General features: G+C 56.7%; 16 protein-coding genes. 8 read left to right on the forward strand and 8 right to left on the reverse strand.

From position 1 onward, the window contains the following. Nucleotides 1–223 precede the first annotated feature (223 nt). Nucleotides 224–1,219: an asparaginase gene (locus tag JDW22_RS00580; RefSeq protein WP_200521920.1), complete on the forward strand. Its 996-nt coding sequence runs from the start codon at nt 224–226 to the stop codon at nt 1,217–1,219. 709 nt (nt 1,220–1,928) lie between these two features. Here the strand turns inward: JDW22_RS00580 and JDW22_RS00585 are convergent. Then, nucleotides 1,929–2,804, reverse strand: coding sequence for an ATP-binding protein (locus tag JDW22_RS00585; RefSeq protein WP_200520938.1), 876 nt, complete (start codon nt 2,802–2,804; stop codon nt 1,929–1,931). Nucleotides 2,805–2,806: 2 nt separating this feature from the next. After that, the gene (locus JDW22_RS00590) at nt 2,807–3,256 is read right to left on the reverse strand and encodes a GyrI-like domain-containing protein (RefSeq protein WP_200520939.1); all 450 of its coding nucleotides are present in this window, start codon (nt 3,254–3,256) and stop codon (nt 2,807–2,809) included. Between the two features lie 8 nt (nt 3,257–3,264). Between JDW22_RS00590 and JDW22_RS13810 the strand changes: the two genes are divergently transcribed. Beyond that, nucleotides 3,265–3,393 (forward strand): hypothetical protein, encoded by a 129-nt coding sequence (locus JDW22_RS13810; protein WP_268884200.1) that lies wholly within the window; start codon nt 3,265–3,267, stop codon nt 3,391–3,393. Nucleotides 3,394–3,398: 5 nt separating this feature from the next. Here the strand turns inward: JDW22_RS13810 and JDW22_RS00595 are convergent, their stop codons facing one another. Beyond that, nucleotides 3,399–4,034, reverse strand: a complete 636-nt coding sequence (locus tag JDW22_RS00595) for a hypothetical protein (protein ID WP_200520940.1) — start codon at nt 4,032–4,034, stop codon at nt 3,399–3,401. Nucleotides 4,035–4,156: 122 nt separating this feature from the next. Here JDW22_RS00595 and JDW22_RS00600 point away from each other — a divergent pair, with 122 nt between their 5' ends. Continuing rightward, complete coding sequence (locus JDW22_RS00600) at nt 4,157–4,519, forward strand: arsenate reductase (protein ID WP_235964646.1); 363 nt, start codon at nt 4,157–4,159, stop codon at nt 4,517–4,519. 26 nt (nt 4,520–4,545) lie between these two features. Continuing rightward, entirely contained in the window at nt 4,546–5,298 is a 753-nt protein-coding gene (locus JDW22_RS00605) for a UDP-2,3-diacylglucosamine diphosphatase (protein ID WP_235964647.1), read from the forward strand. Between the two features lie 224 nt (nt 5,299–5,522). On the opposite strand, the gene JDW22_RS13815 is transcribed toward JDW22_RS00605, so the two are convergent. Beyond that, the gene (locus JDW22_RS13815) at nt 5,523–5,651 is read right to left on the reverse strand and encodes a hypothetical protein (RefSeq protein ID WP_268884201.1); all 129 of its coding nucleotides are present in this window, start codon (nt 5,649–5,651) and stop codon (nt 5,523–5,525) included. Between JDW22_RS13815 and JDW22_RS00610 the strand changes: the two genes are divergently transcribed. From JDW22_RS00610 to JDW22_RS13820, 3 genes are all read left to right on the forward strand, one after another. Next, nucleotides 5,635–7,149 carry a polyamine aminopropyltransferase gene (locus tag JDW22_RS00610; protein ID WP_200520942.1) on the forward strand — a complete coding sequence of 505 codons (1,515 nt, stop codon included), beginning with the start codon at nt 5,635–5,637 and terminating at the stop codon, nt 7,147–7,149. The genes JDW22_RS13815 and JDW22_RS00610 overlap by 17 nt on opposite strands. A gap of 84 nt (nt 7,150–7,233) precedes the next feature. Further along, complete coding sequence (locus JDW22_RS00615; RefSeq protein ID WP_200520943.1) at nt 7,234–7,500, forward strand: hypothetical protein; 267 nt, start codon at nt 7,234–7,236, stop codon at nt 7,498–7,500. A gap of 157 nt (nt 7,501–7,657) precedes the next feature. Next, the gene (locus JDW22_RS13820) at nt 7,658–7,783 is read left to right on the forward strand and encodes a hypothetical protein (RefSeq protein ID WP_268884202.1); all 126 of its coding nucleotides are present in this window, start codon (nt 7,658–7,660) and stop codon (nt 7,781–7,783) included. A 170-nt stretch (nt 7,784–7,953) separates the two neighbouring features. Here the strand turns inward: JDW22_RS13820 and JDW22_RS00625 are convergent, their stop codons facing one another. The 3 genes from JDW22_RS00625 to JDW22_RS00635 form a co-directional block, all read right to left on the reverse strand. Beyond that, a complete protein-coding gene (locus JDW22_RS00625) occupies nt 7,954–8,628 on the reverse strand; it encodes a hypothetical protein (protein WP_200520944.1) in 675 nt (224 codons plus the stop codon). A 258-nt stretch (nt 8,629–8,886) separates the two neighbouring features. Next, nucleotides 8,887–10,563, reverse strand: a complete 1,677-nt coding sequence (ettA, locus tag JDW22_RS00630; protein ID WP_200520945.1) for an energy-dependent translational throttle protein EttA — start codon at nt 10,561–10,563, stop codon at nt 8,887–8,889. A 146-nt stretch (nt 10,564–10,709) separates the two neighbouring features. Beyond that, nucleotides 10,710–12,038, reverse strand: coding sequence for a DUF2130 domain-containing protein (locus JDW22_RS00635; RefSeq protein ID WP_200520946.1), 1,329 nt, complete (start codon nt 12,036–12,038; stop codon nt 10,710–10,712). A gap of 564 nt (nt 12,039–12,602) precedes the next feature. On the opposite strand from JDW22_RS00635, the gene JDW22_RS00640 reads away from it, so the two are divergent. Continuing rightward, nucleotides 12,603–12,929, forward strand: a complete 327-nt coding sequence (locus JDW22_RS00640) for a hypothetical protein (RefSeq protein ID WP_207748796.1) — start codon at nt 12,603–12,605, stop codon at nt 12,927–12,929. Here the strand turns inward: JDW22_RS00640 and putA are convergent. Next, a complete protein-coding gene (putA, locus tag JDW22_RS00645) occupies nt 12,854–16,459 on the reverse strand; it encodes a bifunctional proline dehydrogenase/L-glutamate gamma-semialdehyde dehydrogenase PutA (protein WP_200520948.1) in 3,606 nt (1,201 codons plus the stop codon). The two genes, JDW22_RS00640 and putA, sit on opposite strands and share 76 nt — an antisense overlap. Nucleotides 16,460–16,495 lie beyond the last annotated feature (36 nt).

A 16,495-nucleotide genomic window follows, 5' to 3' on the forward strand; every position in this document is an offset into this window, starting at 1 on the left:
AATGCCCCATCACTTACAATCTTTGCCAAGGTTTCAGGCTGCCTCATATACCCAAGGCAGCCTGAAAATAAAATCAGCTTATTTATCGCCAAGCACAACCCCAAAGTGCAAGGCAAGCCACGCAGCCATCGCCCAAGCCACCCATTCTCCCAACCCCAAAGGCAGCCTGAAAACCAAAAAACGCATTTTCAGGCTGCCTCATCCATCCCCCAATCCACACCCCATGAAATCCCTCTACATCCTCTACACAGGCGGCACCATCGGCATGACGCAAACCCCGCAAGGCTTGCAACCCAGCCGCGACATCGTTACCACCGCCCTACAACCCCACACAGGCAGCCCGAAAACAAGCGCAGCGAGTTTGTGTGAAATTAACCCCACATGGCACATCTGCGACCCCCTAATCGACAGCTCCGCCCTCACTCCCCAGCACTGGGCAAACTGGCTCACGTTGCTGCAAGCCGCCCTGCCGCAACACGATGCCGCCCTCATCCTGCACGGCACCGACACCCTCGCCTACACCGCCAACCTGCTCGCCCTCGCGCTCAACCTGCAAGGCAAGCCCGTCATCCTGACCGGCGCGCAAAAGCCATTTGGCGCAGACAACAGCGACGCCCCCGCCAACCTGCGCACCGCCCTTGCCGCCTGCCAAAACCCCAACGTGCGCGGCGTGCTGCTCGCCTTCAACGGCAAACTCATCCCACCCATCGGCAGCAGCAAAACCACCACCGAACACGACAACGGCTTTGCCAACCCCCACTTTGGCACATGGCAAATAGAAAAAGGGCAGCCTGAAAATGCCCCCGCCCCCTATTGCAGCAGCCTAAAACGCCAATTCAACCCCCACACCCGCGTCGTCCCCATCCTCCTCACCCCCAGCAATATGCTGGATAACGCCGCCGCCCAGCTCAACCCCGCCCACAGCGATGCCGTCATCCTCCTCAGCTACGGACACGGCAACGCCCCCGCCCATCCCGCCCTGCTTACCGCCATCCAACGCTACACCCAAGCAGGCAAACATTTGCTCAACATCAGCCAAGTGCCACACGGCAACGCCGCCGCCGTTTACGCCCAAGGCAACGCCCTGCGCCAAGCAGGCGCCATCAACGGCGGGCGCTGCAATCTGGAAACCGCCACCGCCCTGATGATGCTCGCCGCCGCCAACGGCTGGACGCGCCGCGAGATTGAAGGTGAATTGCAACGGCTGCGGCTGGTTTGAGCCATCGCTTGCAAACGGTTTCAGGCTGCCCAATCATCCATGCGCCGCCGCAGGGCCAGCCTCGTTCACACACCGTTTGCCCCAACCCTTGCCGTTTGGTTTATAGGCAGCCTGAAAAGCAAAACCATTTGGTGTTCCGCCAAATGGTTTTTTGTCGGATAGATTGGGTTTTGGCTTCGCAACTCCGCTGCGCTCCACAGGCTGCCTTTAAACATCCTAATCATTTGCCCGAGCAGGCGTTTCGCCGCCTGCCACGAGCAGGAGCAAGCCCCTGCACCCCGTCGCCGCATCAACCGTTTGCGGCCTGATTTCAGGCTGCCTCGAAGGGCAAATATTTTCAACCGAGCGCACGGCAAGGCGGCATATTCTATTCTATGTATGGCAAACAAAAGGCAGCCTGAAATCCAAAACGGCAACGCGACAGCTCGTTCCAATGGCCTATTCAATAAGGCTTTCTGGTTAGCAAGCTGTCGGCGAGCTGCCGACGTTCCATTTTGCAGGCTCTCATGCTTTGGCGCAGCAAAGAAAAGGAAGCGCCTGTTGGCACGAGACGCATGGTTGGGGCTACATCCGAAGCCGAGCGCAAAGCGCAAACCCATTTTCAGGCTGCCCCATATTCATTCGTTTACCAGCACGCAAAACACCAAAAAGGCAGCCTGAAACCGCATAACACGTTTTCAGGCTGCCTCTCCATTGCCCAACCGCCCCGTCATTCAAACACCTTGCGCTCATCAGGCAAGCGCCCCGCCCAATCGCAGGCAAACTGATACGCCGTGCGCCCCGAGCGGCTGCCGCGCATCTGCGCCCAGTTGAGCGCGGCATGGCGGGTGGTTTCGTCCAAAGGCAGCCTGAAATCCGCCAGCCAGTTTTCCACCGCCGCCAAGTATTCATTTTGGTCAAACGGATAAAAGCTCAGCCACAAGCCAAAGCGGTCGGACAGCGACACTTTTTCTTCCACCGCTTCTTTGGCGTGAATTTCGCCGCCGCGTCCTGTGGTGGTATTGGCGTTGTCGTCCATGTATTCGGGCATCAGGTGGCGGCGGTTGGAAGTGGCATACACCAACACGTTATCGGCGCGGCGCGATAGGCTGCCATCCAGCGCTGTTTTCAGGGCTTTGTAGCCGTCTTCGCCCTCTTCAAACGACAAATCGTCGCAGAACACGATGAATTTTTCAGGTCGCGTTTCCAGCAAAACCAGCAGCGCGGGCAGCGTTGCCAAGTCGTTTTTGTCCACTTCAATCAGGCGCAAGCCGCGCTCGGCGTATTCGTGCAGCAGGGCTTTGACCAGCGAGGATTTACCTGTGCCGCGCGCGCCTGTGAGCAAAACGTTGTTGGCGGGGCGGCCTGCTAAAAACTGCTCAGTGTTGCGCACCAGCCGCGCCATTTGGCTGTTTACGGCGGCAAGGCGGGCGAGCGGGAAGGTGTGCGGGCGCGGCAAGCCTTGCAGCACGCCTGCGTTGCCTGCTTTTGTCCAGCGGTAGGCAATGCTGGCTTGCCAATCGGGGGCGATGGCTTCGGGCGGCAGCCATGCGTCTAGGCGGCGCAACACGGAGGCGGCTTGGCGCAAAAATTTAGCCAGCTTCATTTTCAGGCTGCCTCAGGCGGCTCAACGCCTACATAAATGCGTGGCAAGCCATCCAGCATATAGGTTTCAAAATCGGTGGTGAAGGTACGTTTCAGGCTGCTGTTGTCTTCAATTTTGCCCCATGTTTGGTACACGCTTTGCGCGTTTTGCTCGGGCACGATAAAGCGAACGTAGTCTTGTGCGGGGATGTGGGTTTCGCCTGCGAAGCTGGGCAGCGGGAAATCGGTGGCGGTGATGCGCCCGATGGTGATGAGCACGTCGTCGGGCGCGTCGGCAAAATATTGGTACACGCAGTAAATGGTCATGGTGAACGATGGTAGGCGGTTGGCTTTGTGGTTGCCTTCCCATTGCTGCCACATTTCGCCCAGCGTTTCGTGTGCTTTGTCTAGCGTGGTGCGTTGTTGGATGCCGATGATGCGCAGCGGGATGGGGACGGAGGTGTAGTCAAGCATGGTGTTCCTTGGGGGTGATGATGAGGCAGCCTGAAACGGCGTTTGCGGTTGCCCGGTGTTTCAGGCTGCCCGATGGAGAAAACAAAAGATGCAGCCTGAAACCGTGTTGGCGTTTTCAGGCTGCCTTAATGGTCTGATTTAATTATTGATTACGTAAATCCATAATATCGCGCCAGCCATCGTTGGTTTTTACCAAAGTGGCGTGCTTGGTTTGCGTTTGGTTTAAGCCGTTGTAATACGGGCTGTCTTTTAGCAATTTTTTCGCCCAGCGTTCGGCGTTGATTTTTGCCTCGTAAGACACTTGGGTGATGGTTACGCCGTTGCTGGGGGTGGGCGCGGTGAAGTAATTGATTTTTTCTACTTTTTCGTTGCCGATGCACATCAGGGCTTCTTGGTTGGGCAAGGCTTGGAAGGTGTCTTCGCCTTTTTGGGTGAGGCTGTAAACCATGTAGCGCACCGCGTTGTCGCCCTCACCCTCGCGTTGCTCCTTATCGCGGCGATACAAGCCCGCATCGGTGAGCACTTCCATTTGGTCAATCGCGGTTAAATTGGCGCGTTTGCCATTGTCTTGGCGTTTCACCAGCTTCACTTCGGGCGAGCCCAGTGTGGGATTATCGCCCGCTTTGCGCGTGTCCACCGTCAGCTGAAACGGCACGCACACCGAATGAAATTTAACCGACGCATTCACCGCTTTTTGCACAGTAGATTTAGACAATTTGTCGCCGCCGCCGCAAGCCGCCAATAACAAAACGCTGCTCAAAACCCACAATTTTTTCATAATTCACTCCGTGTTTACAAAAGTTTGCGAAAGCAGCAAGGATAACGGCAAAACCCGCCTGCGACAAGACAAAAATGGCATGATTTCGTACAATGTGGCTTTATTTGCAAGGAAATGTAAACATGGCTTCACTCCAGCTCTACGGCATCCCCAACTGCGCCACCGTGAAAAAAGCCCGCGCATGGCTAGACGAACACCACATCGCGCACGAATTCATCAACTTCAAAACCCAAGCCCCCACGCGCGAATGGCTTTCAGACTGCCTCAAACAAATCCCGCTGGACACGCTGCTCAACAAACACGGCACCACATGGCGCAAGCTCACGCCCGAGCAGCAAGCCCAAGCCAATAGCGAAGCGGGCGCGATTGCGCTGATGATGGCGCAACCGAGCGTCATCAAACGCCCCGTATTGGTGTGCGGCGGCAAGATTACCGTTGGCTTTGAGGCAGATGCTTATGCCGCGCTGTTTCAGGCTGCCTCTTAATCCCCACCCAAAGGCAGCCCAAAACTATGTCTGTCTCTATGCCCGCCCCCATGCCCATCTTGTTCATTGCCGATTTGCACCTCTCCGACCACACGCCCGGCCTCAACGCCCTGTTTGCCCGATTTCTGCGCGATTGGCAGGGCAAAGCCGCCGCGCTCTACATCTTGGGCGATTTGTTTGACGCGTGGACGGGCGATGACGACGACAGCGCCACTGCCGCCCAAGTGGCGCAACAGCTTGCCGCCTTCGCCGCCGATGCGCCCGTGTACTTTATCGCCGGCAACCGCGATTTTCTGCTGGGCAAACGCTACGCCGCCCAATGCCACATGACGCTGTTGCCCGAAAACCAAATGGTTGAATATTTTGGCAAAACCATTTTGCTCACCCACGGCGATGAAATGTGCACCGACGATGTGGGCTATCTGCGCTACCGCAAAATCATGCGCAACAAAATTGTGCAAAAAATCCTGCTGTCGCTGCCGTTTCGCACGCGCAAAAACATTGCCGCCAAGCTACGCGCCGCCAGCCGCGAGCGCAAAAGGCAGCCTGAAAACTACGCCATCGCCGATGTAACCGAACATGGCGTTCAGGCTGCCTTGGGGCGCCATCCGCACGCGCAAATCATCATCCACGGGCACACCCACCGCCCCGCCTGCCACCGCCACACATTCCGCGGGCGTGAAATCACCCGCTATGTGCTGCAAGATTGGCACGACGGCAAAGGCGGCTATTTGCTGCTGGACGAACGCGGCGTGCACGCGCACGGCTTGCCCGAATAGTTTTCAGGCTGCCTTTGTTGCCCATTCAAAGGCAGCCTGAAAACCCAGTTCACCGAAATTATAGCGAGGCAAAATAACAACGACACAAGTAGGGTGTGTGGCTTTGCCACGCACGCGGTTTGCAAAATCTCAACCTAAGCCCGCGTGCGTGCCTGCGGCACACACCCTACACACTGCCATCAGCGACGCGGCAGATTATCCATATTGCGCATTCATACACGTTGTCATACGCCATTTGGCGATGCGCCGTCGCCACTCCATTGCGTTTCAGGCTGCCTTTGTTGCCTATTTAAAGGCAGCCTGAAAATCGCCCTCACACCATTTTCAGGCTGCCCCATGAAACCCCACCGCACCCTTATCATCTCCGTGTTTATCGTTGCCAGTTGCGGCTTGGCGTATGAACTCATCACCGCCGCGCTGGCAAGCTATCTGCTGGGCGACAGCATTTTCCAATACTCGCTCATCATCGGGCTGTATCTGTTTTCCATGGGCATCGGCGCGCACCTCACGCGCTACATCGCCGATAAAGACGTGTTGCACCGCTTTATAGAAATCGAGCTGCTGGTGGGGCTGATTGGCGGCGTTTCCGCGCTGTTTCTGTTTACCGCGTTCGGCATCGCCGCCGCGCCGTTTCGCACGCTGCTGTATGCGCTGGTTGCCGTTATCGGCACGGTGGTCGGCATGGAAATCCCGCTGGTGATGCGTGTGCTCAACGAGCAACGGCTCGCATTCAAAGACACCGTTGCCCGCGTGCTCACCTTTGACTACATGGGCGCGCTTGCCGTGTCGCTGTTGTTTCCGCTTATCCTTGCGCCCAAGCTCGGCATGGCACGCTCCGCGCTGCTGTTCGGCTTGCTCAACGCCGCCGTTGCCCTGCTCACCGCCCGCGTTTTCAGGCTGCATCTGCCGCGCTATCGCAGCCTGAAATGGCGCAGCTACGCCGTGCTGCTGTTGCTGCTGGTTGCCTTTATTTTTGCCAACCGCTGGGTGTTCCAAGCCGAACAGCGCTATTTTGGCGACCCCGTGGTGTTTGAAAGCCATTCGCCCTACCAGCGGCTGGTGGTAACGCAATGGAAAGACGATACCCGCTTGTATATTAACGGCAATTTGCAATTCTCCTTGCGCGACGAAGCCCGTTACCACGAAGCCCTTGTTATCCCCGTTATGCAAGCCGCCGCGCAGCACAAGCGCGTGTTGATTTTGGGCGGCGGCGATGGTTTGGCGGCGCGAGAAGTGTTGAAATATCCGCAAGTTCAACAAGTTACGCTAGTGGATTTAGACCCCGATATGACGCGCACTTTTCAAACGTCTGCCAAACTGGTTGCCCTAAACCAAAACGCGCTCAACCATCCCAAGCTGCGCATCATCAACGACGATGCCGCGCAATGGCTGCAACACACCGCCGCGCAGTTTGATGTCATCATCATTGACCTGCCCGACCCCTCCAATTTTGCGCTGGGCAAGCTGTATTCCGTGCCGATGTACCGTCTGGTGGCGCGGCATTTGGCAGCGGGCGGCAAGATGGTGGTGCAATCCACCTCGCCTTATTTTGCGCCCCATGCGTATTGGTCGGTGGTGGCGACGCTGGAAGCGGCAGGGTTGAAAACCGCGCCGTATCATGTGTATGTGCCCAGCTTCGGCGAATGGGGTTATGTGTTGGCGGGCGCAGAAGCCGATTTCAGGCTGCCCATCCGCGTGGACGTGCCTACCCGTTTTTTGAACGCGGCGGAAATGGCGCAAATGTTCCGCTTCCCCGCCGACATGGCGCGGCGCGAGGTTGAACCGAATTATCTGAATAACCAAAAATTGGTGGCGTATTTTGAGCAGGATTGGGCGAATGTGATGCGGTGATGAACGCGGAGTAGGTTTTCAGACTGCCTTTGCGGCGAGACAGAGGCAGCCTGAAAATATTTTTGAGCATAACAGGAGAGAACGATGAACCAACTATCTTGGAACGAAGCCGCAGTCATCAGCGCGTTGGCTGCGGTGTTATCGTGGATTTATCCGCCGTTTATTTGCTTTATCGGCGTGGGCGGCGTGTGCGCAGCAACTTTTGGCGGCATTGCCTTGCTGGAATTGCGCGAAACGCCCGCGCGCGGGCTGGCTTTGGCGCGATTGGGCTGGTATGCAGGCTGGATAAACATCGCGGCGTATGTGTATTTGATGGCGGGCTTGGTTCGGCAAGCCATAGCGGGTGGTTAGTGAGCGGGGCGTATGGATTGTGGCGCGGCAATCGGATGGTTGGCGTGTTGCAGGTTTTCAGGCTGAGACCTTTGCAAAACCCCAGTGGCAGCCTGAAATTTAAAATGGAGCGGCGACGGCTCGTTGCCAAATAGTTGATTTAAAGCAGTTTTGCTAATTGAAAATATGTCGGCGAGCCGCCAACGCTCCATCGGTTACAGGTTTTGCAAAGGTTTCAGGCTGCCAATGGGGGGAGGGCAGCCTGAAAACGGATTGGCAGGCGTGGCTTGCCGATATTATTTGAAGGCAGCCTGAAAACGTGCATTGCATGGTTTTCAGGCTGCCTTAAACTGCGTGCGTGGCGGAGCTACACGCCCTGCGGCTTGCTGCGGTTTGCGGTGGGTTGGGTATTGATGCCCGACATTTTTTTAAATGTTCGGGTGTCTGCCCATCGGGCATAAATGACCGACCTACTCATCTCGCGCCGCATACCGCCAACGCTCCGCAAAACCCCGCCGCGTGGTCGGGCAGATATTTTTCCACCACCGCCCGCGCGTCTTGCGACCATTCTTCGGTAAACCCGCCATCGCGGAAAATTTCCCGCCCGCTGCCCTCGTATGCGGTTTCCAATTCGCGCAACGCCGCCAGCGTATCCATAAAAGCCGCCAAACTCGGCGCAACGCTCGTGCGGTTTTCCACCGTGCCGTAGCCTGTCGGCAGCCAGAATACAGGGCATTCGGGCTGGGCGGTGTCGGCGAACAGCACCGAATCATCAACCAGCCGCGCAAAAATCACCCAGCTTGGCTGCCATTGCAGGTTTGGCACAAGCTCGTGGGTTTTGCTGTCCGCAACGATAGACCAGCCCTCCGGTGCGTCTGCCAGCTCTTCGTAGTCCAACCATTCCACCAATCCGTCCAACAACGGCAAAAAACCGCTGCTTTCGTCCAATCTGCCGATGCGGATATGGCGGTAAAACCCGCCCAGCGCGCCCATGTTTTCGGGCAGGCTGCCCATAGCCGGCAGTTCGCTGTGCAGCACGCGGTGTGCGCCGTAGCCGATGCCGTTGGGGAAGTATGGCAGCGGCAGCAGTTCGCGCGGCTGGGGTAAATATTCCAATCCGAAAACGCGGGCAAATTTTTCTAAGTCCATTGTGTTTCCTTTCCCCGTGGTGGCAGCCTGAAACCGCTGTTTGGCTGTTAGCTGCGCTGAACTTCGTTTCAGGCTGCCTTGAACTACGTGTGTGGCAAAGCTGCACACCCGACAACTGTCGGCTCGTAGGTCGGGCATTCATGCCCGACGTTTTCCAATTTACCGGTGCCTACCAGTCGGGCATGAATGCCCGACCTACAAGCTACAAGCAAAAGGCCGTCTGAACGGCACACAGCTTTCAGACGGCCTTTTTGGAGTTTAGCGCGTTACCGGTTTGTATCTGATGCGTTTCGGTTTCGCACCCTCTTCGCCCAAGCGGCGTTTTTTATCGGCTTCGTATTCCTGATAGTTGCCATCGAAGAACACCCATTTCGAATCGCCTTCACAAGCCAAGATATGCGTGGCGATGCGGTCGAGGAACCAGCGGTCGTGTGAAATCACCATCACGCTGCCGGCAAATTCGAGCAGCGCGTCTTCCAGCGCGCGCAGGGTTTCTACGTCCAAGTCGTTGGACGGTTCGTCCAGCAGTAGCACATTACCGCCACTTAACAAAGTTTTCGCCAAGTGCAGACGGCCGCGCTCGCCGCCCGACAGGTTGCCGGCGATTTTGCTTTGGTCGCTGCCTTTAAAGTTGAAGCGTCCCAAATACTGGCGGGCGGGGATTTCAAACTGCCCCACCTGCAAGATGTCGCGGCCTTCGGCGATGTTGTCGAACACGGTTTTGTCGTTTTGCAGGCCGTCGCGGCTTTGGTCGATGAGCGACATTTTCACGGTTTGGCCGATTTTCACTTCACCCGAATCGGGCTGTTCTTTGCCCGAAATCAGTTTGAACAGCGTGGATTTACCCGCGCCGTTTGCGCCAATCACGCCGACAATCGCGCCTGCGGGGATTTTGAAACTCAAATCGTCAATCAGCACACGGTCGCCGAACGATTTGGAAACGTTCACAAATTCAATTACTTCGTTACCCAAACGCTCGGCGACGGGAATGAAGATTTCCTGCGTTTCATTGCGTTTTTGGTATTCGTAGTTGCTCATTTCTTCGAAGCGCGCCAAACGCGCTTTGGACTTGGCTTGGCGGCCTTTGGCATTTTGGCGCACCCATTCCAATTCCTGCTTCATCGCTTTCACGCGGGCGGCTTCGGATTTGGCTTCGTTTTCCAAGCGTTTTTCTTTCTGCTCCAGCCAAGACGAGTAATTGCCTTTCCACGGAATACCATGGCCGCGGTCAAGTTCCAAAATCCACTCGGCGGCGTTGTCCAAGAAATAGCGGTCGTGGGTTACGGCGACGACTGTGCCGGGGAAGCGCACCAAAAATTGTTCTAACCATTCAACACTTTCTGCGTCCAAGTGGTTGGTCGGCTCGTCCAGCAACAGCATATCCGGCTTGCTCAACAAGAGTTTGCACAAGGCAACGCGGCGTTTTTCACCGCCGGACAAATTGCCGATTTTCGCGTCCCAATCGGGCAGGCGCAGCGCGTCGGCGGCGATTTCCAATTCGTGTTCCGCACCGCCGCCCGTGGATGAACCCGCCGCGATAATCGCTTCCAAGCGGCCCTGTTCTTCCGCCAGCGCGTCAAAATCGGCATCGGGATTGGCGTATTCGGCATAGACTTCTTCCAAGCGTTTTTGCGCGGCGGCGACTTCGCCCAAGCCGCTTTCCACTTCTTCGCGCACGGTTTTTTCGGGATCAAGCTCCGGTTCTTGCGGCAGATAGCCGATTTTGATGCCGCCCATCGGCACGGCTTCACCTTCAAATTCCTTGTCCACGCCCGCCATAATCCGCAAAACGGTGGACTTGCCCGCGCCGTTTAAGCCGAGCAAACCGATTTTCGCACCGGGGAAGAAGGACAGGGAAATGTCTTTGATGATGGTTTTCTGCGGCGGCACAACTTTGCTCACGCGCAGCATGGAATAGACGTATTGTTGGGACATGGTGGCTCCTTGTTGGGATGGTTGGGAAAGGGGTTAGGCAGCCTGAAAAAGGAAAAGATATTTCAGGCTGCTTTGAGGGTTTTCTATTGGGGTGGACAGCCTGAAAATGGGGGGCGGACGGTTTTCAGGCTGCCTTTGGCTTGGGCTTAATCCTGCTCGCTGTTATCGGGTTGATTATTTTTCAGCGCATCAAACTTGGCTTTCATGGTGGGGTTTTTGCGCGTGAGTTTTTTGACGGTTAGCTCTTCGGCTTTGTTGTTGGCTAGGCGCAGGTTGTTTTCTGCGCCGAGTAGGTCGGCTTTGGTTTTTTCCAGATGGCGGATGGTGTCGTCGATGTGTTTGATGGCAGCCTGAAACTTCTCGCTGGCGAGGCGGTAGTTGCGCCCGAATTTTTCGCGAAAGTCGTCGAGCTCGTTTTCAAAGTTGGTGATGTCGATGTGTTGCTCGCGCATGGCGGCGGCTTCTTGTTTGTATTTGAGGGCGTTGAGCCCTGCGTTGCGCAACAGGGAGATGATGGGGATGAAAAACTGGGGGCGCACGACGTACATTTTGGGGTAGGCGTGCGACACATCGACGATGCCGCCGTTGTAGAGTTCGCTGTCGCTTTCCAGCAGCGAGACGAGGATGGCGTATTCGCAGTTTTTTTCGCGGCGGTCTTTGTCCAGCTCTTTGAAAAAGTGTTCGTTTTTCTTTTTGGTGGCGGTTTCGTCGTTTTCGTTTTTCATTTCAAACATGATGGAGACGATTTCGTTGCCTGCGCCGTCTTGCTCGCGGAAGATGTAGTCACCTTTGCTGCCGCCGGCGGCATCGTTGTCTTTGCCGAACTGGGCTTGGGGGAAGGCGGTGGCGCGGATGCGGTTGAACTCGGTTTCGCAATGGGCTTCCAGGCTTTCGCCGACCATTTTGGTGGATTGGCGGGCTTTGAAGTCTTTGTAGAAGGCGACTTCTTCGGTTTTTTGTTTGAGCTGGATTTCGTAGCGTTCGCGCAGGGCGTTTTGGGCGAGTTGGTTTTGGCTGTCGCGCAGTTGCAGTTGGGTGGCAAGCTCGGTGAGTTCGCGTTCTTTGGCGGCGAGGGCTTCGCGGATGGCAAGTTCACGTTCTAAGCTCATGCGTTGGGCGAGGGCTTGGTTTTGGGCTTGCAGTTCGGTGATTTGGCGGGATTTTTCGGCTAATTCGCTTTTCAGGCTGCCTGATAGGTTGGCGAGGGCGAGTTGGTTGTCTTTTTCGTGGTTGGCGAGTTGGTGGGCAAGCTCGGCGATTTGGGCTTCTTTTTGGGCGAGGGCTTGGCTGTATTGGTGTTTGTCTTGGGCTTGCTGGGCGGCAAATTCGCTTTTGGCTTGCGCTTGGGCTTGGGCGAGGCGTTCATGCACTTCGGCTTGGAATTCTTGGGTGCGGACTTGGTTGAGGATGTCGGCGTAGCTGGCTTCGTTGATGGTGAAGGCGGTGTGGCAGTGGGGGCATTTGATTTCGTGCATTTTTTGAACGGGGCGGATGGATGTGGATGGGGGATTTTAACAGATGGGGCGGGGTTTCAGGCTGCCTTTGTGGGGCGGATTGGGCAGCCTGAAAAAAGAAAACCGTTTGGTGTTTTGCCAAACGGTTTTTTTGTTGGATAGATTTGGGTTTCAGGCTGCCTAATCCATCACATCCGTTTACTACTGCCACCCTTTCCCCTACGTCCAGCCGAACGCAGCATTCTTTTTTCGGAAACAAGTGTGCGCTTGTCCGACGACGCGCAAAGCGCGGTTAGTTCGCACGCGCCGAAAAAAGGATGCGGAGAGAGGGGAGTCTGCGAAGCAGACCTGCACGTCGGGGTCGCCTTTCTTTTGCTTCCTTTTCTTTGGCGAAGCAAAGAAAAGGAAGTGCCCCGTCGGCACGAGACGCATGGTTAAAACTACGCTCCAAGCCGACCACAAAGCAGTAACTCTTTTCCAGGCCGCCTTTGGTGGATGTGGCAAGGTGTGCAAACGGCGTGCGCAGCGGGGCTGCACACCCTACGGGTGCGGGTGTCATCAACTATGCGGGGAAGCAAACAGCAAATGTCGGCGAGCCGCCGACGCTCCATTTTTGGTTTTCAGGCTGCCTTTGGTGGGGGTGGCAAGTTTGTAGGTCGGGCATTTATGCCTGACAAACACAAACCTGTTTATCTTTATAGATACACCACAACTAAAAACATCGGGCATAAATGCCCGACCTACTTAGGGTTAGTTTTCAGGCTGCCTTTGTTGGATAAACAGAGGCAGCCTGAAAATCATATACGCGCAGCAATCGGCGTTAAGCCCACCTCGCGCTATTTATCCCCCATCGCCATCAAACTAGCGTTGCCGCCTGCGGCGGTGGTGTTCACGCTGCATGAGACTTCGTGATAAAGCTGCAAGGTGTTGAGTGTTTCGCGGGCATCAATTAGGCGGACGATGGCGCCTTGCCGCGCGGCTAGGGTTTGTTTGAGCGCGCTGGGCAGGGCTTCTAGGGCGACCACGGCATCTATATCGGCGGATTGCTCTGGCGTGCCATCCACGCGCAGGTAGGCGATGAATTGGCTGGCGTAGGCGGCAAGCGGATGCTCGGGGTTGACGACTACCACGCTGCCCATCGCGCTGATTTCGGCAAGCGCGGCAAGGGCTTGGGCGAGCGTGCCGCCGTAGAGCCACACGGCGGCGGGGGCTTGCCATGTGATGCGGTTGGTTTCGCCGGTGCAGCTGGGCAAATCTAGGCTGCTGTCGGCAAGGCTGAACACGCGGGCAGTGCCGAGTGTTTCGGCAATTTGGCGTTTTTCAGGCTGCGTGAGCGGGATGTGCGGCAGCAGCTCTTGGATGGTGTAGAGCGCGGTTTCGTGGGCGAAGCCTTGCTCGGTGGTGGGGGCAATCCAGTTTTTCAGGCTGCTTAGGCGTTGCAAATAGAATGCGCCGCCTGCTTTGGGACCTGTGCCCGATAAGCCGTGCCCGCCAAATGGCTGCACGCCGACTACTGCGCCGACGATATTGCGGTTCACATACACATTGCCTGCTTCTATGCGGCTGCGGATTTGCGCGATGCGGTTGTCAATGCGGCTGTGGATGCCGTGGGTGAGGGCGTAGCCTGTGCGGTTGATTTGTTCAACCAACTGGGGCAATTCGTTGCTGCGGTAGCGGATAACGTGGAGCACGGGCCCGAACACTTCGCGTTTGAGTTCGCTCAAATCGTTGAGTTCAAACAAAATGGGGGCGACAAATGTGCCGCGTTCGGCGTTTTCAGGCTGCATTTTGACTTCGTGGTACGACCGCGCCACGCTTTTCATTTTTTCAATGTGGGCAACGAGGTTGGCTTGGGCTTCGCTATCGATAACGGGCCCGATGTCGGTTTCCAGTAACACGGGGTTGCCTACGTTTAATTCGTCCATCGCGCCTTTAATCATGGCGAGGGTTTTGTCGGCGATGTCGTCTTGCAAACAAAGGATGCGCAGCGCGGAGCAGCGTTGCCCTGCGCTGTCAAAGGCGGAGTTGATGACATCAGCGACCACTTGCTCGGGCAGGGCGGTGGAATCCACAATCATGGCGTTTTGCCCGCCTGTTTCGGCAATCAGCACGGGGTAGTCTTCGCGCTGGGCGAGGGTGCGGTTAATCAGTTGGGCGACTTCGGTTGAGCCTGTGAAAATCACGCCTGCGATGCGCGGGTCTTGGGTGAGGGCGGTGCCAACATCGCCTGCGCCGAGCACGAGCTGCAAGGCTTGGGCGGGGATGCCTGCTTGGTGCATCAGTTGCACGGCATAGTGGGCAATCAGGCTGGTTTGTTCGGCGGGCTTGGCGACTACGGTGTTGCCTGCTGCCAGCGCGGCGATGGTTTCGCCGGTGAAGATGGCGAGCGGGAAGTTCCACGGGCTGATGGCAATCATCACGCCTCTGCCGCTGGCGTGGTTGGCAAGGGTGTGTTCGGCTTCGTGGGCGTAGTAGCGGCAGAAATCCACGGCTTCGCGCACTTCGGCAAGGGCGTTGGCAAGCGTTTTGCCTGCTTCGCGCACGGCGAGCATCATCAGGGCGGGGGTGTGTTGTTCCAGCAGGTCGGCAAAGCGTTTCAGGCTGCCTGCGCGTTCGGCGGCGGGGGTGGCTGCCCATTGGGTTTGCGCGGCAAGGGCGGCATCAATGGCGGCGGTGGCAGTTTGCGCGTTGGCAAAGGTTACGCTGCCGACGGTGTCGCTGTGGTCGGCGGGGTTGCGCACGGCTTGCGCTTCGCCATCGGCTACGGGCTTGCCGTTAATCAGCGATGTGGCGGTGTAGCTTTGCGCGCAGGCGGTTTTCAGGCTGCCTTCTAGCTGTTGCAACTCTATTTCGTTGGCGAAATCTATGCCGCGCGAGTTTTTGCGGGCTTCGCCGTATAGGTTTTCAGGCTGCGGCAGGTGGCTATTGGCTTGGATGCCGTCTTGCTCAATGGTTTCAAATGGGCTGCGGATGAGTTCGTCTAGGCTGATGTGTTCATCAACAATTTGGCTGACGAACGATGTGTTCGCGCCGTTTTCCAGCAGGCGGCGCACCAAATAGGCGAGCAGGGTTTCGTGTGTGCCAACGGGGGCATACATACGGCAGCGTCTGCCTAGGTTTTGTTCGCCGACCACTTGGTCGTACAGCGTTTCGCCCATGCCGTATAGGCATTGGTGTTCAAAGTCTTTGCCTTGCCCCATTTGGTAGATGGCGGCGAGGGTGTAGGCGTTGTGGGTGGCAAATTGGGGGAAGATGGCATCTTGCGCGCTCAACAGCTTGCGGGCGCAGGCGAGATAGGAGATGTCGGTGTGGACTTTGCGGGTGTAAACGGGGTAGCCGTTTAGCCCTTCCACTTGCGCCCATTTGATTTCGCTGTCCCAATACGCGCCTTTGACGAGGCGCACCATCAGGCGTTGCTTGTGTTGGCGGGCAAGGTCAATCAGATAATCAATCACAAAGGGGCAGCGTTTTTGGTAGGCTTGCACCACCAAGCCGATGCCGTTGTAGCCTGCTAAATCGGGGTCGGCAACCAGCGCGGCAACGAGATCTAGCGAGAGTTCTAGGCGGTTGGCTTCTTCGGCATCAATGTTGAGCCCGATGTTGTATTGTTTGGCGAGTACGAATAATTGTTTGAGCTTGGGCAACAGTTCGCTCATCACGCGGCTGTGTTGGGCGCGAACATAACGGGGGTGGATGGCGGAAAGTTTGACGGAGATGCCGTTGCCTTCATACACGCCTGCGCCTTGGGCATCTTTGCCGATGGCGTGGATGGCGTTCACATAGTCTTGAAAATAACGCTCGGCATCGGCGGCGGTCATGGCGGCTTCGCCCAGCATATCAAAGGAATAGCGGTAGCCCATTTTTTCGCGCTCTTTGCCGTTGGCAAGGGCTTCTTCTATGGTTTGCCCGCTGACAAATTGTTTGCCCATCAGGCGCATGCCGTAGTCCATGCTTTTGCGAATCAGCGGTGCGCCGCCTTTGGCTAATACGCTTTTCAGGCTGCCTGCTAGGGTGTCGCTGCTGTGGGCGGTGAGCTTGCCTGTGAGCAGCAAGCCCCATGCGGATGCGTTGACAAACAGCGATGGGCTGTTGCCCAGATGGGATTGCCAGTTGCCGCCTGATAGTTTGTCTTGAATCAGCTCATTGCGGGTGGCGGCATCGGGCACGCGCAGCAGGGCTTCGGCAAGGCACATTAGGGCGATGCCTTCTGCGCTGGATAGGGAAAATTCGTGCATCAGGGCATCCACGCCGTTGGCTTTGGTGCGATTGGCGCGCACTTGGGTAACGAGTTTGCGGGCAAGCTCGCTGGCGGCGGCGCGTTCGGCTTCGGTCATTTGGGCGCGTTGCAGCATATCGGTTACGGCTTCGGTTTCATCGCGGCGATAGGCTTGGGTGATGGCTTGGCGCAAGGGGGATTGGGTGGGGTGGGCGAATTGGAACATGGGGGAGTGTCCTTATCGGGTGGAATAATGGTTTAG

It is taken from the genome of Kingella bonacorsii, assembly GCF_016623605.1.
GTDB lineage: Bacteria > Pseudomonadota > Gammaproteobacteria > Burkholderiales > Neisseriaceae > Kingella_B > Kingella_B oralis.

Bases quoted from the DNA above. Each gene is read 5' to 3' on its own strand.
- JDW22_RS00580 (WP_200521920.1), top strand. From the start codon at position 224: ATGAAATCCCTCTACATCCTCTACACAGGCGGCACCATCGGCATGACG.
- JDW22_RS00585 (WP_200520938.1), bottom strand. From the start codon at position 2,804: ATGAAGCTGGCTAAATTTTTGCGCCAAGCCGCCTCCGTGTTGCGCCGC.
- JDW22_RS00590 (WP_200520939.1), bottom strand. From the start codon at position 3,256: ATGCTTGACTACACCTCCGTCCCCATCCCGCTGCGCATCATCGGCATC.
- JDW22_RS00595 (WP_200520940.1), bottom strand. From the start codon at position 4,034: ATGAAAAAATTGTGGGTTTTGAGCAGCGTTTTGTTATTGGCGGCTTGC.
- JDW22_RS00600 (WP_235964646.1), top strand. From the start codon at position 4,157: ATGGCTTCACTCCAGCTCTACGGCATCCCCAACTGCGCCACCGTGAAA.
- JDW22_RS00605 (WP_235964647.1), top strand. From the start codon at position 4,546: ATGTCTGTCTCTATGCCCGCCCCCATGCCCATCTTGTTCATTGCCGAT.
- JDW22_RS00610 (WP_200520942.1), top strand. From the start codon at position 5,635: ATGAAACCCCACCGCACCCTTATCATCTCCGTGTTTATCGTTGCCAGT.
- JDW22_RS00615 (WP_200520943.1), top strand. From the start codon at position 7,234: ATGAACCAACTATCTTGGAACGAAGCCGCAGTCATCAGCGCGTTGGCT.
- JDW22_RS00625 (WP_200520944.1), bottom strand. From the start codon at position 8,628: ATGGACTTAGAAAAATTTGCCCGCGTTTTCGGATTGGAATATTTACCC.
- ettA (WP_200520945.1), bottom strand. From the start codon at position 10,563: ATGTCCCAACAATACGTCTATTCCATGCTGCGCGTGAGCAAAGTTGTG.
- JDW22_RS00635 (WP_200520946.1), bottom strand. From the start codon at position 12,038: ATGCACGAAATCAAATGCCCCCACTGCCACACCGCCTTCACCATCAAC.
- JDW22_RS00640 (WP_207748796.1), top strand. From the start codon at position 12,603: ATGTCGGCGAGCCGCCGACGCTCCATTTTTGGTTTTCAGGCTGCCTTT.
- putA (WP_200520948.1), bottom strand. From the start codon at position 16,459: ATGTTCCAATTCGCCCACCCCACCCAATCCCCCTTGCGCCAAGCCATC.